Raw genomic sequence first — 22,432 nt, forward strand, 5'->3', positions numbered from 1 at the left:
TCGAGGCAAATTTCATGGCTCCTACAGCGCTGGATTCATTCCTGTTAGGTAATAAGGTCGCCGTCAAGACCGGTATCAAGATCTCTGTTTCAGTTCTGGGCGCGTTGTTCATTGCCTTGTTGATGAACTTTGAACACCCGGTCTGGGCCATGATCACCGGGATGATTTCGTTTTTTGCGCCGGACCATGCGCAAGTACTGAAGAAGTGCCTGTTCCAGTGTTTCAGCACAGTGCTGGGCGGGAGTGTTGGCGTGGCATTGATGAACTTTTTCGGCCAGAGCCCGCTCATGGCAGCGTTGTCGGTCGCTACTATTGTCTTCATAGCCTCCGCGCTGTCCTACCATACACGCGATGCCAACCGTACTTTTATGTGTGCGATCTTTGCGGTGACCGTTTGCATCATGGTCATGGTGACGGTGACGCTGGGGCCCACCAGCGAAGAGATTTACGAAATTTTCGTTGATCGAATCGGCACTATTATCGTCGGGATTGTCTGGGCATCTTTTGTCAGCGCCTGCATCTGGCCGATGTTCAGCTCGGACTTGCTGCGCCTGTCTTCAGGGCGCTTGTTCAAATCGGTGTTTGCCCTCAATACGCAGTTCGGATCGGACCCTGAGCAGTTCCGGGTACGACTCTCGGCGGTATTCAGCGGCATCATCGAACACGCGGACCTGGCTGACCATTGCGAGTTCGAGGGGGCTTGGGGCAGACGGGGAGCGCAGGTTGCCAGGGAAATGAACAAGCTGGCGATCGAGGTCACCACCGACTCGTATGCATTGCAGCAACTCGAGCCGGTTTATCGGCAGCGGTTAGCCGTTGAGCTCAATGAACTGGAGCACCTGGTTGACGTCCTGGCCCACCAGGCGATACCGGTGGGGGGCGATCTGTATCGGCTGCAAAGTTTTATGGCGGACGCCCGCGAGCGCAGCGAACAGGTCGCCCATGAAGATGGGGCACTGAGCATGTTGTTGGGCAAGATCGCTGATCTGGCCCAACACCTCAGCGGCTTTGCCCGGCTTTATGCGAGCTTGATGAAGGCTGAGAAAGTCAGCGTCAAAGGGGTCAGTGTTCGTCGTCACCGGCAGTTGTCGAACTGCCTGATTACCGGGGCGCGATCGGCAGTGCTGTTTCTGCTCGGGTTCGTGTTCTGGTACGCGACCGATTGGACCTACGGTTTTTTGATGTGTGTCGTTCCGATCGTGTTCAGCATCGTGCTGGGCAAGGCTCCCCACCCAGAGTTAATCCTCAAGAACATCGCCATCGGCTTCTTTGTCGCCATTCCCGTGGGGATGTTGGTCATGAGTGTGTTGGCTCAAGCGCCAAGCGCCGTCGAACTGCTTCTGCTGACCAGTGGGGTGGTGCTGTTCTTTGGCTTCATGGGCTTATCCAGCCTGACCAGTTTTACGTACAGCCTGGGCTTCAATATCTCTTTCATGGTGTTCCTGCTGCCAGAAAACGTGCCATCGGTTGATATTGGTTTTGCAATCGAGCGCTCGCTGAGCATGGGCCTGGGCACCATCCTTTTGGCACTGCTCTGCATTTTCCTGCCCAGAAAACGGGTCCTGAAAAACCCGGTTCGGGTCAGTGAAGTGTTTGAACGTGACCTTGATCGCTTCCTCTCCGACAATTCGGTAGAACGAACTTCGTCGATAGCCCTGGCCGATCGGGTCGGGCTGGTTATCGACAAGATGGTCTATATCTCGATTTATGAAGCCCCTGAGAAGAAGCACCAGTTGATCGAGCAGGCTGGGCGGGTAATCTTTCTGATGAGTCAGGTCCGGCATGTCAGTGCATTTGTCGAGGCGACCAACCTCTTCCCGTCTGGCACCAGAGCGCTACCGCAATGGCGCGCCGAACTGCTGGCCAATTACCGAAACGACACCAGCCTGAATGAGCATTCGCTGGTAACCGAGATCGACAGTACTGCTCGCGCATCGTCAGATCTGATTGATGATCCAGATCGCGCGCAACTCTCGGGTTACTTGCTGTCCATGGATCGACTCACCCGCCGTGTGTTTACTCCGCACGTTTAACGCTGCAATCAGTGAGGTAGTGGATATGGATCGGTTTCAGGCCATGCAAGCGTTCGCCCATGTAGTAGAACAAGCCGGCTTCGGCAAAGCGTCGCTGGTGATGGGTGTGGCGACGCCGACAATATCGCGCCAGGTCCAGCAATTGGAAACTCATCTTGGGGTGGCGCTCCTCAATCGCACCACTCGTCAACTGAGCCTGACGCCCGACGGTCTCCACTACTATGACCACTGCAAGCGGATTTTGGTCGATGTGGAGCTGGCGGAGAAAACCCTGCCAGGCACTACTCAGACTCACCGAGGAAAGCTGCGGGTTGATATTTCCCATGCGCTGGCCAGCCAGTTGATCTTGCCGGCGATTAACCAGTTCATCGAGCTTTATCCGCAGATCCAACTGACGATCGGCCTGGATGATCGGGTAGTCGATCTCATTCATGACAATATCGATTGTGCCATCCGTACCGGCGTCCCGCAGGACTCCCAGATCTTGATCGCGCGACGCGTTGCTTCATTTGAGTGGATAACCTGCGCCACCCCCGAGTATCTGCAAAAATACGGTACGCCCCGACAATTGACTGACCTCGCGGCCCATCAAGCCGTCGGTTATTTCCATCCGCAGTCAGGCAAGAATATCGACTGGGTTTTCATCTCCAATGGCGAGTCAGTCAACATCCGCATGAATAACACGATTTCTGTTAACGAGACTTTGGCGTACGTGACCTGCGGCCTTAAAAGCCTCGGATTGATTCGAGTCGCCAGTTACTTAGTGCAGGAGCATTTGCGCGCCGGACGTCTGGTTTCGGTGCTGGACCAGTTAAGTGAACCCAGTGTCCCGGTTTCGGCTGTCTACCCAATTGGTAACCGCTCATCGATAACTGTTCGAGCTTTCACCGACTGGGTCGGCGAGCTGTTTGCCAAGCGTGCGCATGAAGAAGAGTGTCTACAAAGCGTTCAGGTTAGGCGGACTGCCACGCGCTGATGCCACGCTTCGATGAGTTGTCCTACGTTGGCTCCCTGAATGATCAGCGAATTGCCGATATCGCGACCTATGTTTTGCGCAGCTTTGGCAATTCGGCGCAGGTAGTAACAGCTCACGAAGTGGCTGTCGCGCGTCAAGGCGGCGAGCAACCCATGTTGGCGGTTATTCAGCCCTATATCATCCCGGCAATGGGCATCGGACTATTATTGATCGCGCTGTTGTGGGTGCTTTAACTGCGTAGACACTCGAGCAAGGGCGCGTCAGCGAAGGCTGCTTTGTGAGGTAACGACGCTAAAAGCGCATCGGTGGATTATTTTAGATGAGGTTGATGCCGGAGGTTGGTCATAAGGCGAGGCTCCGGGCCTTGTTCGCCTTCGCAACCTCATTTGACGAAGTAGTAGTGACACTATTCCTGGCCAGTCCTTCGCAACGGACGCTGCCAATGCAGATGTTTGCCGGCATCAAAGAGAACCTGAACCCGACCATTGCGGCGGCTGCGACAATGCTACCAACGCCGGATGAAAGCATGACGGGACGAATTTGCGCGCTACACGTTCACCCTTGGAAATGAAACCATCGAACTTCAAGCCGAATGGTCGGCGGGACATATATCAACGGAAATAAGGTTTTATGGCTGACTCGCTCAACCCAAAAGTATACATCCTGACATTCACAGCATTCGTGATGCTGTCCTCCGAGTTCATAGCGGCGGGCCTGCTGCCTGAGATCGCTTCGGGTCTGCAAATCTCCGTGGGTCAAGCAGGCTGGCTCGTTACTGCATTTGCCTTGGGGATGGGAATTGGTGCTCCGGTCATCGCGGCTTTTACGCACAAGGTTAGCCTGCGCACCCTGCTGATGAGCGGGTGCGTGGCACTCTTTTGTGGGAACACCATCAGCGCGCTCACTGATAATTTCTCGTTGCTGATGTTGGGCCGAGCGCTGGGCGGCATAGGCGTGGCGATTTTCTGGACTAATGCCGCGCTGGCCGCCTCAGCGATGTCCTCAACGGCGCATAAGAGCCTTGCCGTATCTCGTGTGCTTATCGGCATTTCAATTGCTTCAGTAGTGGGCGTACCGTTCGGCAAGCTAGTTAGCGACACGTGGGATTGGGAAATTGCTATGGGGATGATTGCCGCGTTGAGTGCGTTGGCGTTGCTTGCCGTTATTCGATGGATACACCCGCCTCAAACTCACACACCTGTGAATCATCGCAGCCTAGCTCAGCGGCTCCGAAGCGTCTGGACGAGAGATATTGCCTTGGCTCTGCTGAGCTACCTATTTATGTTTGCAGGGATCATGGCGGTCTTCAGTTACCTCGCAACATTCCTCGCGAGGTATACGGGGCTGGCAGGTACGCCGGTCACGCTCACGTTAGCCCTGTACGGCGTTTCAGACATTGTTGGCAACTTGCTCCTGTCCAAGCGGGTTCCTGATCAACTGGATGGCATGTTCAAGACGCTGTTGTTAGTGCTGGCCGTCAGCCTCGCCGCGATCTCGCTCTTGGGCGAATCAGTATGGTTGGTACCTTTGGTAGTGGCCGCCATCGGCTGTTGTCATGCAGGTGCCAGCCTGTTGACAGGCGTTGACGTGCTGCGAAGGGCAGGGGCTAATGCTCAGTTCATCGGCTCCGTAAACGTCAGCGCGATCAACCTTGGGATCATGCTTGGTACTTCGGCTGGAGGCCTGTTGATCGATCACATCGGCCTTCAGTACGTAGGGTTCTTAGCCGCCGGCTTCGTCATTTGTGCATGGGGCACCAGGATGTGCTTGAGCACGGAGCCAGTTACCACTGAGGATCTCGCGGCCGAATGACTCAGTGCTTTATCTGCTTCCGATTCTGCTGGCAGTGGTGCTCAAGAGCATCGGGTATGCCGGCGCTTCCACTGAGTCAGCCCCGGCGCCGTGGATGCATGGGGGGAGCCATAGGTTGAAATGTTGCTCACGGGTTTATTACCTTGCCGGCAGACATTACGCTTTGGCGCTCTGCGTAAGCGTTAACGTCAACCAACGCACACTTGGGATATCTCCATCCTATGCTGTGTGTGGTTAAAAATGCCTATTACCTCCGGCAGGCGCGGGTTGTTGGGAACCCATTCGTTGCGTTCAAACATCAGGATTTGAACGGTAGCTGTCACAGCATGCGATTTGTTCATTTAAGGTTCTCCGAAATCTGGCTACGGTGAGCCACAGTGCCATTCAAGCGCTCTCCTGAAGAAAGAGTAATGGTCAAGGAATGAGTCTTGTGTAGATCATCTGGCACTGGCGAAAAAGCACCTGCACCTGCAAGGCACCCGGCGTAATGAGCGTGATGAGTACGTCGCAATCAACAGTTTTAGCGATAGGGTCGAGAAGGGTGTCGTTTAAGTAATTCAAACGTGTGCGGCCTGTCATGGCTATCTCCTTTAACGTCAGGGATTTAAGGCATAGTTTCTGTGCTCACCTATGCGCTAGACGGTAGCCATGACTGGAGAGTTCAACGTCAGGGGCTGACGACTCCCACACGTGCAAGTGCAGGCATACAGTACCGGAGGCCGGTCGAATTTACTGGGGATCAGCAAGCGCGGCGACAAGCACCTCAGACAACTTCTAGTCCAGTGTTCCAGGGCATACATGCAGAGGCTGGAGCATCAGAAAGGCCCACTGGCAGACTGGGTGCGCTCGTTACTGATGCGACGTCATTCCAATGTCGTGGCCTGCGCACTGGCGAACAAATTAGCCCGTATAGAGTGGGCCATTGCCTTACACCATACCCAATACGAAGCAAGGCCAGACGCCTTGAACGTCTGACCCTGCAGTTGTTGCGGTACCACGATTCATCCTTCAGGTTTTGCGATAGCTGAACAACAGATGACGTAAACGGCTCACCGGCCTGACGAGGAGCCTGGGAAACAAATCGGCTCAAGAAGCCGTGTCCATTAACAGGATCGTCAACCGCGACGCTCATCATGGCGCAAGACATATGGTCTTAATAGACGCCGGATAGATTTAAGCAAGCCAACCACTTCATCGGTTAATCAGTATTGCAAATAGTGGGGTGAACATAGATTGTTTCCGCTGCGCATGCGCAAGCTGGTCTCAGCTGCGGAACAACTGGAACGTGCCCATTCGGTGCTGGAACTCGTGCAGCTGTCTCACTTGGCCCAGCGTAGACCCAAGGAGCTTTCCGGCGGTCAGCAGCAGCGGGTGGCCATTGCACGTGCCGTGGGTTCTGCCCCGCAAGCTCTGTTGCTGGACGAGCCCTTATCCAATCTAGACGCTCGCCTACGCGAAAGCATGCAGGAGGAGCTGATTCAACTCCACCGCGCTACGGTATTCGTCACGCATGACCAGGAAGAAGCCCTCAGCCTTTCGGACCGGGTCATCCTGCTCAACAGCGGCAGAATCGAGCCGGCGGGGAAACCGGCTGAGCTCTACTCACGGCCTGCAACGCGCTTTAGTGCGGCGTTCATGGGGTCGACCAATCTACTGGATGCCCGACTTGAGCCTCAGGCGTTACGGATCAGGGCCTATCTCGGATCTGAGCAGTTTCTGAGCCTGGCTGACCAACTCGATTCGTCCGAGCGCTCCACAGTAAGGAGGATATCCAATTGAGGCCATTTACCGGGGCGGGCTCGTTGGCGGGCACTGTCCTGACACGCATATTCCTAGGCGCTCGTGTCCGCTACATCGTCGATGTCAACGGGCAAAGCATCCGTTGTCTGGCGCCGGCGGATCAGCTTTACGGAGTCGGGGACATGATCGATGTGTTTATACCCAGTGACAAGGTTCGCGTCCTCGCGGATTAATTAAGCTCGTTAACCATGGAAGCTAAATTATGATTGGGCGCGTATGGCGAGGTTGGGCTAAGGCTGAAACTGCTGACGCCTATGAGCAACTTCTTACACAGAAAAAATTACCCTAGCTTCATAGAATAGAAGAGTACAAGGGATCGTATTTCATGCGCTGCACGCTGGAGGGCGGTGAAGTTGAATTCGTGGAGATCACTCTGTGGAATTCAATGGAAACCATCATTGCTTTTGCCGGTGAAGACAGTACCAAAGCCGTTGTCCCTATGGACACCCAAGCATTTTTGACCCAGTTCGATGACCGCTCCGTGCACTTCGACGCTACCTGGTGTCCTTGAGTCGCCGCTAGTCCGTCGAGCAAGATTCTATCCATCCCCGACTCAGCACTGATGTCAGTGCTGTACGGGGTTATTGGATTGCTCTAAGACTAGGAATCGGGTTTGGGATATGACGATTGGCGTTGGCTCAGCCCACTCGGTCAAGGCTGAAACCATGCGCGCTGCGCTTGCGCGACCTTGGAAAGTTCAAACAGAGTAGGCGGGCCTTCAACGGGCCCGGCTACCCTTTGTTTTTTTGAGTTATTGGGTGCTACCTCCTGAATTGCCATTGCCCGTCGGCGTAACCGGCGCCGGGGCCGGTGTATCCAGTCCGTCGCCACTGGCCTGATCATCATTGCCGTTCATGGCCAGCTGGCGGGCGGTGACCTTGGTCGCGGTCACTACCGTAGGCGGCAGCGGATTGCTATTGGCGACTGACAGCGACTGGCGGTAAGGGCTGAGCAGGCGTGTCCTCAAACGGATGTCGTTGGACGCCGCACCAACGCCGATGTCGAAGGTGTCGCCATCGATCACCCAGTTACTGGTGGCAGGGTTGTAGTACGCCAGCGAGCGACCGTTAAGTTCGATCGTCACCCGCTGCCGTTCGCCAGGCTGCAGAAACACTTTCTGGTAGCCCTTGAGCTCCTTGATCGGCCGTTCCAGGCGCGGGTTGCGTTGGCCAACGTACAGCTGAGCGACTTCGGCGCCAGCCCGTTGCCCGGTGTTGGTGATGTCGAACGAGACCTGGACCGGTGTATTGCCCAGCGCCACCGCCGGAGTGATGCGGATGCCGGAATAGCGGAACTGGGTGTACGACAGGCCGTAGCCGAAGGGGTAAAGTGGCGTGGTGCCTTTTTTCTCGTACCCGCGATAGCCCGATAGCAAGTCATTGGCGTAGCTGGTCTGAGTGATGACGCCTTCGTTGTCGAACTGCGGGAAGTAGGAGAACAGAGGGTTGTCCTGAATATCTCGCTCCAGGCTGATCGGCAGTTTGGCGGAAGGATTGACGCGGCCGAAAATGATCTCAGCCAATGCCTGCCCGCCGTTCTGGCCAGGATAGAACGCATACAGAAGGCCCGAGACCTGGTCGACCCAGTCACTGACCTTGAGCCCCGTCCCGCCATGCAGCGCCACGATGGTTTTCGGGTTCTGCGCGGCGATGCTCTGGATCATTTGGCCCTGGTATTCCGGCAGCTCGAACATGTGGTCCCAGCCTTCGCCTTCGTACTCGTTGCTGTTGCCCGCCGCCACCACCACCGCGTCGTAGGACGCGATATCGGCCGGCGCCACCAGTGAAGCCCAGCTGAAGCGGACCCCGGTGTAACCGCCCAAGCTCGCGACATAAGCAGGCCTGCGCGAATACTCTAGCACCACGTCGTAGGTCTGGCCGGCTTCCAGCGTGTACTTGGCGTAAGCCGGAATAGTGGGTGGAATCGGGTTATTGGGCAGCGGTTCACCGTCGCCGTTATCGAGGATCTGCTGGCCGTTGATCCGCAGCCGGATCAAGCCGTCCGCCCGTACCTTGAACACATGCTCGCCGCTGATCGTCGGCGTGATCCTGCCGCTCCAGCGGATCGAGGTGTTGCGGTCGTTGCCGTCGGTGGGCAGATCTTCGTCGCTGTCCCAGTTGAGATCGACGTAGGTTTCGGTTCTGGTGGCCGCCGGGGTGCCGGACCAGTCGGGGTTGGTGAAGTACTCGGCGGTCATTCCTGGTACGGAGGTGGTGCCGTCACTGTCCAGGTGGGTCCATACCGCCGCTTGCGGATCCAGAGACAGGCTGTCGAGGAAAGTGACCTGCGCGTTCGAAGCGACTTGGCGCATGCCACTCACTTCACTGATGTAGTTGCGCGCCGACACATACGCGCTGCCGAAGCCAATGGGCGGTGCGTATTTACCCAGCACACCGACCACCGCAATCTTTTTCACCACATTGCGATCCAGTGGCAAAAAGTTATCTTTGTTTTTCAGCAATACGATCCCTTCCCGCGCCACGTTTAAAGCCGCCTGGTTGCTGGCAGGGTTGTCCATGTCGTGGACGGTTGATGGCACATAAGTATCAAAATTGAACAAGTAGATCTGCCTGAGTATGCGCAAGACTTTGTCATCAATGGTGGCCACACTTAATACGCCGCTGTCGATGTACGGTGTCAGGACGGCACTGTTCATTTGTGTACCAAACAGCATGTCAACATCGGCACCTGCCTGGGCTGCTTTCAAGCCATCGAGAATAGCGGCGTAGTCCGATTGCACGAAACCTGCATAGCCCCAGCCCTGTTTTAATATGTCGCGCAAAAGGTGGCTGCTTTCGCAGGCATAGTCGCCATTCACTTTTTGGAACGAGCACATCATCAGTGCGACTTTGCCGTTCTTGGACGCGGACTCGAAGGGGGGAAGTGTCATTTCCCGCAGTGCACGTTCAGGCACACTCTGATTGAGGACAAAACGGTTGGTTTCCTGATCATTGGCTGCGTAGTGTTTGGCGTCGGCCCAAACTCCACGGGATTGAATACCGTTGATCACCGCTGGCGCCATACTTGCTCCCAGAAACGGATCTTCGCCGGTGAGATATTCAAAGTTACGCCCGCCGTAAGGCATCCGGTACATGTTCATGCCAGGGCCGGTGATGTAGTGATACCCGCCGGTGGCGGTGTCATAGCCAAGCGCCCGACCGAAATCCACCGCCCGACGCAGATTGAAAGTCGCCGCCAGGTTGGGGCCGCTGGGGTACACCACGCCCTGATCATTGCCCTGATTGGTATATCGCACACCCAGTCCGCCATCGGCGCCGAATATCTGCGGCAGGTTGAATCGAGGTAAAGGCTTGATATCCCAGCCTCCGGTGCCACTGATGTAACTGAGCTTTTCCTCCAGTGTCATTTGGCTGAGTGTCTGTTGCGCTAGAGTATTGGCCTGTTGAAGCGTTCGAGCCGAGAGCGGGCCGCTGTACATTTGCGCGATGCTGATTGCAAGAAGGGTAAAGGCTGTTGCAAGTTTAGGCGAGTTTGTTTTTCTCATTTTAATTACTCCCGCCGTCGACCCTCCCGGGAGAGTCGGGCGTAAAAATAACGACAACGAGGGCAAACTGTTAATCGGGTGATACAGACTTCAATCTTTGATGCCCTGATGAAGGCCCGCGGCCATATATGTCTGGTCCGCGCTGGATGCTACTGATTGGATCCGCTTATCCCGCCTCGTATATCCGGTGTCATTGTGTTATGACGGACATGCACCCGAACAATGACTGTTGCATAGGACGCCCAAACATTGAGCGAAGTCAAACGTCGCGGGTGAGTTGGTTATTATAAATTCTTATAAGGCTTTCCTTTATTTCAGCGTTAAGATATTTACAGGTAAATCTGATTTCAGGTTGCGAAGAGAACAACTGGCGTCTAAGGTTCTCTGTGCTTGAATGACGCAAACAAGACGCTTCAAAGTAATTGCTTAGCTAACTAAGTTGGAGACTTATTATATGAGACGCTCGATGCAGATGTGTGCAGTTCTCTGTGCGCTCTTTGCTGTTTCAACTATTGCCAATGGGGCCGATTCGACCAACACCTCAGGTGCTCCAGATTCTAAGGTCATGACCCAGACTCACGATAACAAGGCGGCGGGCAACAAACATGGCGACGCTACTAAGGGAGGACGCCCAACCAGCCAGACGGGTGCAGCTACCCGGCCATGACGCGAGCGTCCTGGATGCCTTATGCAACTGGCTCATGCTCAATGCCGGGCTCAAAGCCGCGGACGTCGACCGGGCATTACGCCTATCACCGAACGGTGCCGAGCACAGCAGGTTGCCTAGCCTCCTGACCCGATTGGGGATCGTCTCTGAACTTGAGATGGCTCAGGCTTGGGCAGCAGTGCTCGACATACCGTTCATGAGCGCCACTGACGCGCCGATTTCCCTGGACCCGTTGCCAATGATCAGCGAGCGATTTCTGCGTTACCAGCATGTCGTCCCCGTAGGCTGGGAGGCAGGGCAATTGCAACTATTGGCCTGCGATCCGGGCGATCCGTATCCTGCTCGAGCCGTGGCGTTTGCATGCCGTAAACCTGTGCAGATGCGGGCAGGGACACGCAGCGAAGTCGACAATCTGATCGAGCGCTATTACGGGCATGGGCGCACGGCCATGAGCAGTCTGGTCGAAGACATTGACAGCGAAAATGCCGCCCAGGCAGAAGATATCGAACACCTCAGGGACCTCGCTAGCGAGGCGCCCGTCATCCGCATGGTCAACCTGATCCTGCAGCGTGCCGTTGAACAACGCGCCTCGGATATCCATATCGAACCCTTTGACAACCAGTTCAAGGTCCGTTACCGGATCGACGGGATACTGGTGGACAGCGAAGCGCCACCCCCCAGCTCTGCGCCGGCGGTGATCTCCCGCATCAAGATCATGGCCCGTCTGGACATCGCCGAACGAAGACTGCCTCAGGACGGGCGGATCATGCTGCGCATGCAAGGCAAGGAACTCGATCTGCGAGTCTCGACGGTGCCCACCAGCTTCGGTGAGTCGGTGGTCATGCGGCTGCTGGATCGAGAGACAGTTAATTTCGATCTTCAGAGCTTGGGCTTCGATGACTTTCAACTTTCAGGTCTGCTGGCATTACTGGAACGCCCTCACGGCATCCTCCTGGTTACCGGCCCCACTGGCTCGGGTAAAACCACCACGCTTTACACCGCTCTGACACGGCTCAACACCTGCGAGCGCAAGATCATCACCGTCGAAGACCCGGTGGAGTACCAGATCCAGGGTATCAATCAGATTCAGGTCAAGCCGGCCATCGGCCTGGATTTCGCCATGACCTTGCGCTCCATCGTCCGTCAGGATCCGGACGTGATCATGATCGGCGAAATGCGCGATCTGGAAACCTGTCGCATCGCGATTCAGTCTTCATTGACCGGACATCTGGTGCTGTCAACCCTGCACACCAACAGCGCGGCGGCGAGCATCACCCGGCTGCTGGACATGGGCGTGGAGAGCTACATGATCGCCTCGACGGTGATCGGCGTTCTGGCGCAGCGCCTGGTGCGCCGACTGGACCCACGGTATAGCGAGGCGTTCGAAGTGTCGCAGGCATTAGTGGTGGCATACGGTCTGGAGCAGTTAACCGAGCGCCGCCCGATCCTGCTGTACCGACCTCGGTCCGACGCGCCTGGCGGTGGGTATCACGGACGTTGCGCGCTCACCGAACTATTGGTGATGAACGATGAGCTGCGCAGCCTGCTGATGAATCATGCCGATGCCGGGACCCTTGAACAGGCGGCACGGCGCGGCGGTTTGCGTACTCTGTATGAAGATGGTCTGCGCCAGGCGCTGGCGGGCGTCACTACGCTGGAAGAGGTGCTGCGCGTCACACGCAGCGAATAGGCGAATAAAAAGATTGGGGCCTGCAATGGCTATGTTTCGCTACCGTATCGTGGACGCCGATGGCACCGCGCGTCAGGGCCAGATGGATGCAGGCGACCGTCAGGATCTGGCCCTGCAGCTTCAACGCCAGGGTGCGCTGGTTCTGCACATCGAACCGGCGAAGGGCCAATGGGTTCACTGGCGACCCAGTCGCAGCTTGCCCCCACGAGCGCTAATGGCGTTCACCCAGCAACTGGCGATTCTGCTCAATGCCGGCCTGCCGCTGGATCGCGCGCTGGGCATTCTCATCAAACAGCCCGGTGCCCGGCAGACTCCGGCCCGTGCGCTGCTCGACCGGGTACGCGAACGGGTCAAGGCCGGGCAGCCTTTATCGGCGGCGTTGGCAAAGGAGCCCCATCAGTTCACGCCGCTGTACCTGAGCCTGGTACACGCCGGGGAAGCGGGCGGTGCACTGGAAGACAGCCTGCGTCAGCTCGCTGAGTATCTGGAGCGCAGTGAGGCGCTTCGCAGCGAAGTCACCAACGCCTTGATCTATCCGACTTTCCTGGTGGTGGGCGTGCTCGGCTCGCTGGTGCTATTGCTGGCGTACGTGGTGCCGCAGTTCGTGCCGATTTTTCAGGACCTGGGCGTGCCGATTCCATTCGTCACCGAACTCATCCTCGCCATGGGGCAGTTCTTCAATCGGTTCTGGCTGCTATTGGTTGCACTGATCGTGATGGGCGCGATGATCACCCGGCGTGCGCTATGCGATCCAGCACGACGGTTGCGTTGGGATCGCCGTCTGTTGAGTTGGCCGGTCACCGGCACTTTGTTGCAGCGCCTGGAAGCGGCGCGGCTGGCGCGGACCCTGGGCACGCTGCTGCAAAACGGCGTGGCCCTGCTTGGTGCGCTGAAGATTGCTGCTGCAGTGGTCAGCAACCGGGCGGTGCGCGCTCAGGTCGAGCTGGCGAGCGAACAGGTTAAGGGCGGTGGATCGCTGGCCCTTGCCTTGAGCCGGGACAACCTTCTGCCGGAACTGGCGCTGCAGATGATTCAGGTGGGCGAAGAAGCAGGCCAGCTCGACACCATGTTGCTCAAGGTGGCGCAGGTGTTCGATGGCGAAGCCCGCCACAGCATCGCGCGCCTGCTGGCTGCGCTGGTGCCCACACTGACCATCGTCATGGCAGTGATGGTGGCCTTCATCATGCTGGCCATCATGTTGCCGTTGATGAGCCTCACCAGTAACATTTGAGGGCCTTGAAGATGCTGTCGCTCAGGCGTACACGCGGTTTCACGTTGCTGGAGATGCTGGCGGTCATCGTGCTGTTGGGCATCGTTGCAACCATCGTGGTGCGCCAAGTAGGCGGCAACGTCGACAAGGGCAAATACGGCGCTGGCAAAGCGCAGCTGGCCAGCCTGGGCATGAAGATCGAAAGCTACGGATTGGACATGGGTTCGCCGCCCAAGGACCTCGCGCAACTGGTCAACAAGCCGGCCGGTTCGAACAGTTGGGCGGGGCCCTACGCCAAACCTTCAGACCTCAAGGACCCATTCGGTCATGGGTTCGGCTACCGCTTCCCCGGCCAGCACGGCAGTTTCGATCTGATTTTCTACGGTCAGGACGGCCAGCCCGGGGGCGAGGGCTACAGCGCTGATCTGGGGAACTGGGAGTGAACGCTCGCGTGTCGGTGGCCGGCTTCACCCTACTTGAGCTGTTGATAGTGATAGTCTTGATGGCCGTGGCACTCGGGGTGCTCGGCGTGGGCATGGGCCGGGGGCTGGACGCCAGCCGTGATCGACAGGCGGTACGTGAAATGGTCGCGGCACTGCGCCAGACCCGAACCCAGGCGGTGCTGAGCGCTGCCCCCCTGCAATTGCGCTTTGATCTGGCCAAACGCAGCTTTCAGGTGCCTGGCCAAGTACCCAGGCAATGGCCGGATAATCTGGCCGTGCAGTTGACCTCTGCCGAACAACTGGGCCCGGCCGTGGCGTTTTTCCCTGATGGCAGTTCAAGCGGCGGCCACTTGCTGGTAGAGCGGGCAGGGCAGCGCTGGCGGATCGACGTGGGTTGGCTCAACGGTAACGTACGCTGGCAGGCCGTGCAATGAAGCGCGCATCCGCAGGCTTCGGACTCTTGGAAATGATCGCCGCGCTGGTGGTGCTGGCGCTGGGGAGCACGGTGCTGCTGATAGCGTTCGGGCAGGCAGCACACACGCTGGAACAGGTGCGGTCCAGCGACCGCCTGAGCCTTGCGGCCCGGACCCTGATCGACGATCAGCGTGACCAGCCGCTGCAAGTGGGAGAGCGGTCCGGGACCGAGCATGGCGTTCAATGGCTCCTACAGGTCACACGCGAGCCAGGGCCTGCGTCGGCACTGCCGTTGCTGCGGCTGCAACTGACGGTGGCTCAGGGCGGTCGGGAGTTGCGCTTGAGCACTCTGGCAGTGCAATCGGCGCCGGCCCTGAGTGCCAATCCGTGAGGCGCCTGTCCCGAGGTTTCACTCTGCTGGAAATGTTGCTGGCGCTGGTCCTGCTGGGGGTGCTGACTGCGCTGGTGGCCGGTGCGTTGCTGGGGGCCAATCGTGCGCTGCTCAAGGGCGAACGCTACAGCCAGCGCCTGGACGAGTTGCGAGCCACGCAGAACTTTCTGCACAAGGCGCTGCAGGGCGCCTTGCCGCTGGAGATTCAAGCCGCCGGGGACGACCGGGCAGTTATTTTCGAGGGCCAGCCTCAACGTTTGCGGTTCGCCGCCGGGCTGGACAGCGTGCTGGGCGGCGGCATCCAGTTGCACACCTTCGAGGTGGTGGGCAGCGGCAAAGGCAACGCGTTGCAAGTGCGCTTCGAACACTTGCAAAGTGCGGGCGGCGGGGCGTGGGGCCAGCCGCAGGTTTTGCTGCATGGCGTGCGCGATGTTCGCTTCAGTTATCGAGGCCGTGACACCCGGGGCGTCCGAACCGGCTGGTTGCAGACCTGGCCGTGGCCTGCAAGGCTCCCCGAAGCAATTCGCATCAACCTGAACAGCGACGGCCCCGTGGCCTGGTTTCCGCAGGTGGTAGCCCTGCGCCTGGAACTCAGCGATTTGCAGGTGGCGCCATGAATCGTCAGCGCGGCATGGCATTACTGCTGGTGTTGTGGGCGCTGGCGCTGTTGACGGTGCTGCTCGGCGCTTTGGTGGTAGAAGTTCGCCAGCAGGTCGCCCTTGGGTTTTGGCAGCGCGAGCACACCAGAGCCAGTCTCGCAGCCGAGGCAGGCATGAACCTGGCAGTCAGGGCCTTGAGCGACCCGGCAGCGAACCGGCGCTGGATCACCGATGGCCGCACGCAAACCCTACGCTTTGACGACGCCAGCTTGCAGGTCAGCGTGCGCAGCGAGCGCGGCAAACTGGACCTGAATGCCGCTTCGGCAACCGATGTGTCGCGTCTGCTGACGGCCTTGGGCGCTTCGCCGACACAGGCGCGCACGGTGGCAGCCGCCCTCGATCAGCGTCGGGCGGTTGGCCAGCCGCCGCTGCGCGCCCTCGAAGAACTGCGCGACCTGACCGGGATGAGCGCGTCGCTGTACCAAAGCCTGCTTGACCAGGTCACGGTCTGGAGCGGGATGGCCTCGCCGGATCCGGCCTTTGCCACGGGTGTCCTGCGGCGTGCGCTGCATTTGCCGGACATCCAGCCGCTGGGCGTGGACGCCGGGCCGATTGTGGGAATACGCAGTCAGGCTTATTTACCCGATGGGATAACCGCCGTGGTCGACAGCACCGTACTACTGTTACCCATGGACAGTGGCACCCGACCTTTCCGGGTCGTGCGCTACAATGAATGAGGCCGCAGCTTATGGGTTCTGAACTTTTCTGGCTCTGGCACGCGCGTCTCAAGGCCCAATGGAACGGCAGCCGCACCCAGCTGTTTCTCCAGTCTTGGCGTCTTGAGTTATTCAGCAGTTTGCCGTCGTGGCTGCAACGCTCCCTGCGCCTCGGCGGCGCCCCGCGTCATTACTCTTGGCCGGTGCTCACTACGATGGATGACGAGCCGGCCAGCACTCATGTCGTGCTCGATCTGCCCGGCGATTTCGTGCTGTTGCACCGCGTACCCCTACCATTGGCCGCCGCCCGGGACGTGCGCAGCGTCATGGCGTTCGAGCTGGATCGCTTCACCCCCTTTGACGCCAGTCAGGTGTATTACGCGATTCGCCGCGATGGCATTCGTGACGCTCAGGTATGGGTGACGTTGGCGCTGGTTCAGCGTGATTTCCTTGATCAATGCCTGCACCACTGCACGGCCAACGGGCTGGTGTTGGAGGCGGTGGAGGTACTCGATGATGCCGGCCAGCCGATGGGCCTGGACCTGTTACCCACCGGCTATGACGCTGCTGTTCAGCATCGCGGTCGACATCTGGCGATGGGGTTGGGTGTGGCCTGTGTCGCACTGGCCATTGCCTTGCACGGGGTGTGGCTACACAACCGCCAGATTGCATTGGCCGTCATGAAGACCGAGGTGCAGACACTGCGGCAACAGGCCAACGAAGACGCTGCCCTGCGCAACGCGTTAGGCGCCTCGCGCAGCGCCGTGCAGTTTCTCTTCGAACGACGCTTGAATCAGCCGTCCCGCGCGCTGTTGCTCAGCGAACTGACTCGCTGCCTGCCGCCCGACACCTGGCTGCAAACCCTGGAAATCAGCGCGGACGGTCAAGTCGACGTGGCCGGCTTGAGCACCCGGGCCAGCTCGCTGATCGCCTTGATCAAGGGCTGCAGCCAGCTGTCCGACCCGCAATATCAAGGGGTGATTCAACCTGACGAAGCCAGTGGCCGTGATCGGTTCTACATCCGCGCAAAAACCCGTGGGGAGTCTGGTGATGGGCCGCCCGCTGACTCCTCGTGAGCGGCGAGTCGGTGCCTGGCTACTGGTTGTCGTCATGCTGGCGGGCTTCCATTTTCTAGTCATCCAGCCTTTCTTCATCGCACCGTTGCAGGAGATGGACGCACAAATGGACACCCTGCGTGAACAACGTCAGCACTATCAGCGGCTGCTCGCCCAGGGCCGGCGCCTGCAGCAGGCCATGGAGAAATCGCCGGGCGAAGACTCGTTGCACAACGCGTTACTGGAGGGCGACGACTCCAGCGTGGTGGCGGCCGAACTGATGCAAAAGGTCGCGCAAATGGTCAAGGACAACGAAGCGCGAGGCGCGGGCTGCCAGCTGACGCAGCGCATGCCGATCTTGCCCCAGGGTCAGAGCCAGGAGCCGTTTCGCCAGGTTCGCCTGAGCCTGGATCTGGAATGCGCCACCGAGCCGCTGGAAACCCTGTTGCACCAACTGGAGTCGAGCCAGCCATTGTTGTTCGTCGATGAGTTGAGAGTCCGTCGCGCCAACAATGCACCCCCCAATGGCGGTCCAGGACGCTTGAGTGTGCACATGCTGGTCAGTGGTTTTCTGGCTTCCGGCACCTCGACGCCTGCAGTGGAGGAGTCTGCAGTAGGCCAGCCCGAATCGCAGGAACCGTCGCGATGAGTGCCTGGAGACAGCCCTTGATTCAGGTGTTGGCGGCTCTGGCATTGATGCTTACGATTGGCCTTGGCTGGTTATCGACCGGGGTGGGCAGCGATCCTGAATGGTTGGCGATTCCACAAACTGATGCCCAGCTGACCGCAGCGCCGGTGCCGTTACTGCCGACGTCTGTGCCACTGGAGCAGCTCGTCGATACCTGGAAAACGCCGTTGTTCAGCCCCACGCGGGAACCGGACAAGCCCGTGCGCGCCGTGAAAACCGCGACGGATCTCGGCGGGTTGAAGCTGACCGGGGTAATCATTGACGGTAGCGTGCGTCACGCCTTGTTCAAGCAGGCCGACGGCCGCGATCTGTCCTTGCGCGAGGGCGGACAACTGCCCAGCGGCTGGCGCGTGCAGCGCATTGACGCCCAATCGGTGCAGTTTGAACTGGACGGCAACACCCAGCGCCTGCAGTTGCCGACCCCGCGCTTGCCTGAGGTGAAACGGCCCGGCCCGGCGCCGACCAATGCGCCGGACGCTCAGTCCCGTCGCGGGCCCGTTACGGGAGGTCACTGAACCATGTCGCCCTGGACCTCGACCGTGATGCTGGTGGTGCTCACTGTCTTGTGCGGGTGTGCACCACATCCATTGAATGAGGACGACGACCTGACGCGGGAGGCGTTGCGTGGCACCGGCAACCAGCAAGTCCCTGAGAGCGTAAGAACTCCGCCCGCCGCCGTGCTAAGCGCGCCCGTTTCCAGCACTGGGCAACGGCAGATCATTCAGGGCAACCAGCGATTCATCCAGGGGCCGAGCAACCGCGTAGGCCGCCCCGTGCCGGTGGGGAAAAATCAGGGGGATGGCAGCACCGGGGTAATGTTCAACTTCAACAATCAGTCCATCGTCGCAGTGATCAACACCATCATGGGCGACTTGCTGCAGGAGAATTACAGCATCGCCCAAGGGGTCAGCGGCGAAGTGTCGTTTTCCACCTCCAGCCCCGTCAGCAAGACTGAGTCCATGGCCATCCTCGAATCGCTGCTGTCGTGGACCAACAACGCCATGATCCGCCAGGGTGACCGTTACCTCATATTGCCCGCCAGTCAGGCGGTTGCCGGTCAATTGGTGCCTTCCATAGGGTTGCGTCAACCTGCAGCGGGCCTGTCGGTGAGGCTGTTTCCGCTGCGCTACATCTCCGCCCCTGAAATGCAGAAGCTGCTCAAGCCGTTCGCCCGTGATAACGCCTTTTTGCTGGTGGACCCTGCGCGCAACGTATTGGGGATGGCAGGCACCAGCGATGAACTTGCCAATTACCAGGCCAGCATCGAGACCTTCGATGTCGACTGGCTGCGTGGCATGTCCATCGGGGTTTTCGGCTTGCAGCGTGCAACTGTGTCCGAACTGCTGCCCGAGCTGCAAAAGGTCTTTGGCCCCGACAGCGGGACGCCGCTGGCGGGCATGCTGCGTTTCATGCCCATCGAGCGGACAAACTCAGTCGTTGCCATTTCCTCGCAGCCTCAATACCTGCAAGAGGTGGGCGACTGGATCCGCATGATCGACAACGGTGGCGGCAACGAACCGCAATTGTACGTGTATGACGTGCGCAACATGAAAGCGACCGACCTGAGCCGCTACCTGCGCCAGATCTACGGCAGTGGCGCGATCAAGGAAGAGGCCGCCGCCGAGGTGGCGCCAGGACTGACCACCACCACCTTGTCTTCGCCGATTGGCAGCGGGCGCAGCGGCGGCGGGCTGGGCGGTGTGGGGCGCAATTCCGGGCTTGGCCAAAGCGGCGCTGGCATTCAAAACGGCATGGGGATGCAGGACTCTTCCGCACAGAGCCCCGCATCGGCTGAAGCGGAAAATGACGTCGGCAGTGAAGCGCAAGAGGAACCGACCAGCGAAGGCCGCAAGGGCCTGGACGAAAGCACCCGTATCACGGCGCAGAAAAGCAGCAACCAGTTATTGATACGCACCCGGCCCAGCCAGTGGGCCGAAATCGAGAGCGCAATCCGGCGCCTGGATAACCCGCCCATGCAGGTCCAGATCGAGACGCGCATCCTCGAAGTGTCACTGACCGGCGAACTGGATCTGGGGGTGCAGTGGTACCTGGGGCGACTGGCTGGCAACTCCACCACTCCCGGCATTGGTAATATCAGCGGCAGCCAGGGCGCTCTTGGTTTTGGCGGGGCAGGGTTGGGGGCCGCCGATACCTTTTTCTACTCCTTCGTCGGCAACAATTTGCAGGTAGCCATCCGGGCCCTGGAGGCAACGGGTAAGACCCAGGTCCTGTCGGCACCCTCTCTGGTGGTGATGAACAACCAGCAAGCCCAGATCCAGGTCGGCGATAACATCCCTATCAGCCAGACCACCGTCAACACCATCAATACGGACACTACCCTGAGCAGTGTCGAGTACATACAAACCGGGGTGATTCTGGATGTAGTGCCGCGTATCAATCCGGGCGGCCTTGTCTATATGGATATCAAGCAGCAGGTAAGTGATGCCGGTGCTACCACCGCTCCCGAGCAAAACCCACGAATTTCCACGCGCTCCATCGCGACACAAGTTGCAGTGCAGAGTGGCCAGACGGTTCTACTGGGCGGCTTGATCCAGCAGGACGATACTCAGGGCGTCAGCAAGGTGCCCTATCTGGGCTCGATACCCGGTTTGGGCTGGCTTTTCGGTTCAACCAGCCGCAGCAAGGGTCGCACTGAACTCATCGTATTGATCACGCCTCGGGTCGTGACCAGCAACAGCGAAGCAAGGGAAGTCACGGATGAATATCAGCGGCAGTTCAAGTTAATTCAGCCGCCTAGGTGAACCGTCCTGGCTTGGACCAGTGCTCGCTTTAAGTAAAAGAACATTAGTCACTCAAAGTAGGTGGATTAGCTCCTGCTGGCAGCTTTAGAAGTAACTGCGTGCTTTCACCAAATACGCCTGCGACGCGGTAGCAGCCGTCAGCACTCCCAGCCCGTTCAATGGTTTGCGCACCTGACAAGGTGACTGCTTCTGGCCGAAAGCGACGGGTGACCGCCCCGTCGCTGATCCCTGCTCACACTTCAGTTTGTTCGGCCATCTCAAGCGCGTCGTCCACTTCGATGCCAAGATATCTAACGGTGCTTTCCAATTTCGTGTGGCCTAGAAGTATCTGTACTGCTCTGATGTTTTTCGTTCTGCGATAGATCAGTGAAGCCTTGGTCCGACGCATCGTATGGGTGCCATACGGCACTGGGTCGAGGCCGATGGAAGTTACCCAGGCTTTCACAATGCGTGAGTATTGGCGCGTGGAAAGGTGTTCCGAGGTCCTTAGCCGACTCGGAAACAAGAAGTCCTCACTCCTGAGTCGAGCCTGTTTTACCCATTCCTCAACGGCAAGTCGCGTCTGCGCGGTGATCTTGAACTGTACGGGCCGTTGTGTCTTTTGCTGCATGACCATTGCCCTCGCTGCAACGTGATTCCCGTGGGCCACATCCCGAACACGTAGTTTCGTCAGATCGCAGGCACGGAGCTTGCTGTCGATTGCTAAATCGAAAAGCGCTAGATCTCTCACGTTTCGGGCCAGCTCAAGTCTGATCCTGATGCCCCAAATGTCACGCAGGCGGAGGGGGGATTTTTGACCGACCAGCTTGCCTTTATTCCAAGGCTGGTGCGCTGAGGTGGTTAATGCGTTCATAGCAAGCCTCCATTTTGAGAGGCTTAGAATGACCGTTACTAAGACGGGCAGCAGTCGGCTCGTAGCTGCTCTTCGCAACTGGCCGTTTTCGACCGATCCTGTTGAAAAAGTCGAAATTTCAGACTGGAAGGCATCAAGGTTGGCCGTCACTTCAGAACCTGTTCACCACGTTGCGTGGTTTTTCGGTTCTGCGTTGATCTTTGTAGCTTGGTCAGTGGTTAATTTGAAGGTTTTTGCTGATTCCGGGCGTACCTATCCCGTGGTCGGTGGCCCTTGAGAGGTCAGTTTCGCTAATTTCCTTAGATTCTGTACCGCTGCCGCCAAGGTAAATTCGTCGTTTGCACCGGTCATGCCTCGTAGCCGCAATCGATCCAGTTTCAGGATTCGCTTGAGGTGAGCGAACAACATTTCTACTTTCTTGCGCTCATGGCGAGAGCACACGTATTGCGGTGTCGTGGCGATCCGCCGGGCCACATCTCGCGCCGTTTCATGGACACTACGGGCGATTTTTCGGAACGAAGTGTTCGGGCAGCAGCGCGCTTTCATCGAGCATGTAGCGCAGTCGGTTTGTCGGGATCGAAAGATGATGGTGCCAGCTTTCGTGACATGTGAGCGCTGGTTCTTGAAGGCCCGCCACTCGCTACGCAGGGCGTGTCCGGTGGGACCGCGATACTCCTGCGTTTCTTCATTCCATTGAAAATCGCTGCTCGAGAGGCTGTCGTTCTTGCGTTCGGTTTTGTCCCAAACCGGCACATGAGGCTCAATGTTTTTTTGGTCCACCATCCAGGCCAGCATCGGTGCGGTTCCATAAGCGGTAT

The 22,432-nt window shown here is 58.4% G+C and carries 22 protein-coding genes and 2 pseudogenes; 20 read left to right on the top strand and 4 right to left on the bottom strand.

Features of this window, described 5'->3' with window-relative positions; translation table 11 throughout:
- The first annotated feature begins 14 nt into the window (after positions 1 to 14).
- The 5 genes and pseudogenes from AFK24_RS26250 to AFK24_RS26270 all read left to right on the top strand — a co-directional run bounded on the left by AFK24_RS26250 (position 15) and on the right by AFK24_RS26270 (position 4,821).
- Positions 15 to 2,033, top strand: coding sequence for an FUSC family protein (locus AFK24_RS26250; RefSeq protein ID WP_065836030.1), 2,019 nt, complete (start codon positions 15 to 17; stop codon positions 2,031 to 2,033).
- A 25-nt stretch (positions 2,034 to 2,058) separates the two neighbouring features.
- Positions 2,059 to 3,009 carry a LysR family transcriptional regulator gene (locus tag AFK24_RS26255; protein WP_065836031.1) on the top strand — a complete coding sequence of 317 codons (951 nt, stop codon included), beginning with the start codon at positions 2,059 to 2,061 and terminating at the stop codon, positions 3,007 to 3,009.
- Positions 3,009 to 3,242, top strand: a complete 234-nt coding sequence (locus AFK24_RS26260) for a hypothetical protein (RefSeq protein ID WP_065836032.1) — start codon at positions 3,009 to 3,011, stop codon at positions 3,240 to 3,242. Before AFK24_RS26255 ends, AFK24_RS26260 begins: the two co-directional genes overlap by 1 nt.
- Before the next feature lie 128 nt (positions 3,243 to 3,370).
- A pseudogene (locus AFK24_RS30285) lies at positions 3,371 to 3,517 on the top strand (ABC transporter permease); the annotation flags it as partial.
- Between the two features lie 122 nt (positions 3,518 to 3,639).
- Positions 3,640 to 4,821, top strand: coding sequence for an MFS transporter (locus AFK24_RS26270; RefSeq protein ID WP_080482325.1), 1,182 nt, complete (start codon positions 3,640 to 3,642; stop codon positions 4,819 to 4,821).
- Between the two features lie 414 nt (positions 4,822 to 5,235).
- Here AFK24_RS26270 and AFK24_RS31280 read toward each other — a convergent pair whose 3' ends face one another.
- Complete coding sequence (locus AFK24_RS31280) at positions 5,236 to 5,400, bottom strand: hypothetical protein (RefSeq protein ID WP_170826400.1); 165 nt, start codon at positions 5,398 to 5,400, stop codon at positions 5,236 to 5,238.
- Positions 5,401 to 5,526: 126 nt separating this feature from the next.
- Here AFK24_RS31280 and AFK24_RS26275 point away from each other — a divergent pair.
- The 4 genes and pseudogenes from AFK24_RS26275 to AFK24_RS30290 all read left to right on the top strand — a co-directional run.
- Positions 5,527 to 5,796, top strand: a pseudogene (locus tag AFK24_RS26275) (transposase); the annotation flags it as partial.
- Between the two features lie 273 nt (positions 5,797 to 6,069).
- On the top strand, positions 6,070 to 6,600 hold the full coding sequence (locus AFK24_RS26280; protein WP_065836034.1) for an ABC transporter ATP-binding protein: 531 nt from the start codon (positions 6,070 to 6,072) through the stop codon (positions 6,598 to 6,600).
- A 23-nt stretch (positions 6,601 to 6,623) separates the two neighbouring features.
- Positions 6,624 to 6,794 carry a TOBE domain-containing protein gene (locus AFK24_RS32155; protein ID WP_430962183.1) on the top strand — a complete coding sequence of 57 codons (171 nt, stop codon included), beginning with the start codon at positions 6,624 to 6,626 and terminating at the stop codon, positions 6,792 to 6,794.
- Between the two features lie 152 nt (positions 6,795 to 6,946).
- Positions 6,947 to 7,132: a hypothetical protein gene (locus tag AFK24_RS30290; protein WP_080482327.1), complete on the top strand. Its 186-nt coding sequence runs from the start codon at positions 6,947 to 6,949 to the stop codon at positions 7,130 to 7,132.
- A gap of 240 nt (positions 7,133 to 7,372) precedes the next feature.
- On the opposite strand, the gene AFK24_RS26295 is transcribed toward AFK24_RS30290, so the two are convergent.
- Complete coding sequence (locus AFK24_RS26295) at positions 7,373 to 10,126, bottom strand: beta-glucosidase (RefSeq protein ID WP_240500462.1); 2,754 nt, start codon at positions 10,124 to 10,126, stop codon at positions 7,373 to 7,375.
- A 701-nt stretch (positions 10,127 to 10,827) separates the two neighbouring features.
- On the opposite strand from AFK24_RS26295, the gene gspE reads away from it, so the two are divergent.
- From gspE to gspD, 11 genes are read left to right on the top strand one after another with little or no spacing between them, the layout of a single operon-like run.
- On the top strand, positions 10,828 to 12,483 hold the full coding sequence (gene gspE / locus AFK24_RS26300; protein WP_139110582.1) for a type II secretion system ATPase GspE: 1,656 nt from the start codon (positions 10,828 to 10,830) through the stop codon (positions 12,481 to 12,483).
- Positions 12,484 to 12,508: 25 nt separating this feature from the next.
- Positions 12,509 to 13,714, top strand: coding sequence for a type II secretion system inner membrane protein GspF (gene gspF, locus AFK24_RS26305; RefSeq protein WP_065836038.1), 1,206 nt, complete (start codon positions 12,509 to 12,511; stop codon positions 13,712 to 13,714).
- Positions 13,715 to 13,725: 11 nt separating this feature from the next.
- Positions 13,726 to 14,136 carry a type II secretion system major pseudopilin GspG gene (gene gspG, locus AFK24_RS26310; protein ID WP_065836039.1) on the top strand — a complete coding sequence of 137 codons (411 nt, stop codon included), beginning with the start codon at positions 13,726 to 13,728 and terminating at the stop codon, positions 14,134 to 14,136.
- A complete protein-coding gene (locus AFK24_RS26315; protein WP_080482329.1) occupies positions 14,133 to 14,570 on the top strand; it encodes a GspH/FimT family protein in 438 nt (145 codons plus the stop codon). The genes gspG and AFK24_RS26315 overlap by 4 nt, the downstream gene beginning before the upstream one ends.
- Positions 14,567 to 14,941 (top strand): type II secretion system protein, encoded by a 375-nt coding sequence (locus AFK24_RS26320; protein WP_065836040.1) that lies wholly within the window; start codon positions 14,567 to 14,569, stop codon positions 14,939 to 14,941. Before AFK24_RS26315 ends, AFK24_RS26320 begins: the two co-directional genes overlap by 4 nt.
- Positions 14,938 to 15,558 (top strand): prepilin-type N-terminal cleavage/methylation domain-containing protein, encoded by a 621-nt coding sequence (locus AFK24_RS26325; protein ID WP_065836041.1) that lies wholly within the window; start codon positions 14,938 to 14,940, stop codon positions 15,556 to 15,558. Before AFK24_RS26320 ends, AFK24_RS26325 begins: the two co-directional genes overlap by 4 nt.
- Positions 15,555 to 16,277 (top strand): type II secretion system protein GspK, encoded by a 723-nt coding sequence (locus AFK24_RS26330; RefSeq protein ID WP_065836042.1) that lies wholly within the window; start codon positions 15,555 to 15,557, stop codon positions 16,275 to 16,277. Before AFK24_RS26325 ends, AFK24_RS26330 begins: the two co-directional genes overlap by 4 nt.
- Before the next feature lie 11 nt (positions 16,278 to 16,288).
- Entirely contained in the window at positions 16,289 to 17,332 is a 1,044-nt protein-coding gene (locus tag AFK24_RS26335; protein WP_065836043.1) for a PilN domain-containing protein, read from the top strand.
- A complete protein-coding gene (gene gspM, locus AFK24_RS26340) occupies positions 17,307 to 17,960 on the top strand; it encodes a type II secretion system protein GspM (protein WP_065836044.1) in 654 nt (217 codons plus the stop codon). Before AFK24_RS26335 ends, gspM begins: the two co-directional genes overlap by 26 nt.
- Positions 17,957 to 18,514, top strand: a complete 558-nt coding sequence (locus AFK24_RS26345) for a hypothetical protein (protein ID WP_065836045.1) — start codon at positions 17,957 to 17,959, stop codon at positions 18,512 to 18,514. Before gspM ends, AFK24_RS26345 begins: the two co-directional genes overlap by 4 nt.
- 3 nt (positions 18,515 to 18,517) lie before the next feature.
- Positions 18,518 to 20,761, top strand: coding sequence for a type II secretion system secretin GspD (gene gspD / locus AFK24_RS26350; protein ID WP_065836046.1), 2,244 nt, complete (start codon positions 18,518 to 18,520; stop codon positions 20,759 to 20,761).
- 232 nt (positions 20,762 to 20,993) lie between these two features.
- Here the strand turns inward: gspD and AFK24_RS26355 are convergent, their stop codons facing one another.
- Positions 20,994 to 21,614, bottom strand: coding sequence for a tyrosine-type recombinase/integrase (locus AFK24_RS26355; RefSeq protein ID WP_065836047.1), 621 nt, complete (start codon positions 21,612 to 21,614; stop codon positions 20,994 to 20,996).
- A gap of 252 nt (positions 21,615 to 21,866) precedes the next feature.
- Positions 21,867 to 22,432, bottom strand: a 566-nt coding sequence (locus AFK24_RS26360) for a transposase (protein WP_170826402.1), incomplete at its 5' end; no start/stop codon positions are given.

The sequence above is a fragment of the Pseudomonas syringae genome (assembly GCF_001698815.1).
In the GTDB taxonomy this organism is placed as follows: Bacteria; Pseudomonadota; Gammaproteobacteria; order Pseudomonadales; family Pseudomonadaceae; genus Aquipseudomonas; species Aquipseudomonas syringae_A.

Excerpts from the sequence above, each read along its gene's own strand:
- AFK24_RS26250 (WP_065836030.1), top strand. The coding sequence starts at position 15 with ATGGCTCCTACAGCGCTGGATTCATTCCTGTTAGGTAATAAGGTCGCC.
- AFK24_RS26255 (WP_065836031.1), top strand. The coding sequence starts at position 2,059 with ATGGATCGGTTTCAGGCCATGCAAGCGTTCGCCCATGTAGTAGAACAA.
- AFK24_RS26260 (WP_065836032.1), top strand. The coding sequence starts at position 3,009 with ATGCCACGCTTCGATGAGTTGTCCTACGTTGGCTCCCTGAATGATCAG.
- AFK24_RS26270 (WP_080482325.1), top strand. The coding sequence starts at position 3,640 with ATGGCTGACTCGCTCAACCCAAAAGTATACATCCTGACATTCACAGCA.
- AFK24_RS31280 (WP_170826400.1), bottom strand. The coding sequence starts at position 5,400 with ATGACAGGCCGCACACGTTTGAATTACTTAAACGACACCCTTCTCGAC.
- AFK24_RS26280 (WP_065836034.1), top strand. The coding sequence starts at position 6,070 with ATGCGCAAGCTGGTCTCAGCTGCGGAACAACTGGAACGTGCCCATTCG.
- AFK24_RS30290 (WP_080482327.1), top strand. The coding sequence starts at position 6,947 with ATGCGCTGCACGCTGGAGGGCGGTGAAGTTGAATTCGTGGAGATCACT.
- AFK24_RS26295 (WP_240500462.1), bottom strand. The coding sequence starts at position 10,126 with ATGAGAAAAACAAACTCGCCTAAACTTGCAACAGCCTTTACCCTTCTT.
- gspE (WP_139110582.1), top strand. The coding sequence starts at position 10,828 with ATGCTCAATGCCGGGCTCAAAGCCGCGGACGTCGACCGGGCATTACGC.
- gspF (WP_065836038.1), top strand. The coding sequence starts at position 12,509 with ATGGCTATGTTTCGCTACCGTATCGTGGACGCCGATGGCACCGCGCGT.
- gspG (WP_065836039.1), top strand. The coding sequence starts at position 13,726 with ATGCTGTCGCTCAGGCGTACACGCGGTTTCACGTTGCTGGAGATGCTG.
- AFK24_RS26320 (WP_065836040.1), top strand. The coding sequence starts at position 14,567 with ATGAAGCGCGCATCCGCAGGCTTCGGACTCTTGGAAATGATCGCCGCG.
- AFK24_RS26330 (WP_065836042.1), top strand. The coding sequence starts at position 15,555 with ATGAATCGTCAGCGCGGCATGGCATTACTGCTGGTGTTGTGGGCGCTG.
- AFK24_RS26335 (WP_065836043.1), top strand. The coding sequence starts at position 16,289 with ATGGGTTCTGAACTTTTCTGGCTCTGGCACGCGCGTCTCAAGGCCCAA.
- gspM (WP_065836044.1), top strand. The coding sequence starts at position 17,307 with ATGGGCCGCCCGCTGACTCCTCGTGAGCGGCGAGTCGGTGCCTGGCTA.
- AFK24_RS26345 (WP_065836045.1), top strand. The coding sequence starts at position 17,957 with ATGAGTGCCTGGAGACAGCCCTTGATTCAGGTGTTGGCGGCTCTGGCA.
- gspD (WP_065836046.1), top strand. The coding sequence starts at position 18,518 with ATGTCGCCCTGGACCTCGACCGTGATGCTGGTGGTGCTCACTGTCTTG.
- AFK24_RS26355 (WP_065836047.1), bottom strand. The coding sequence starts at position 21,614 with ATGAACGCATTAACCACCTCAGCGCACCAGCCTTGGAATAAAGGCAAG.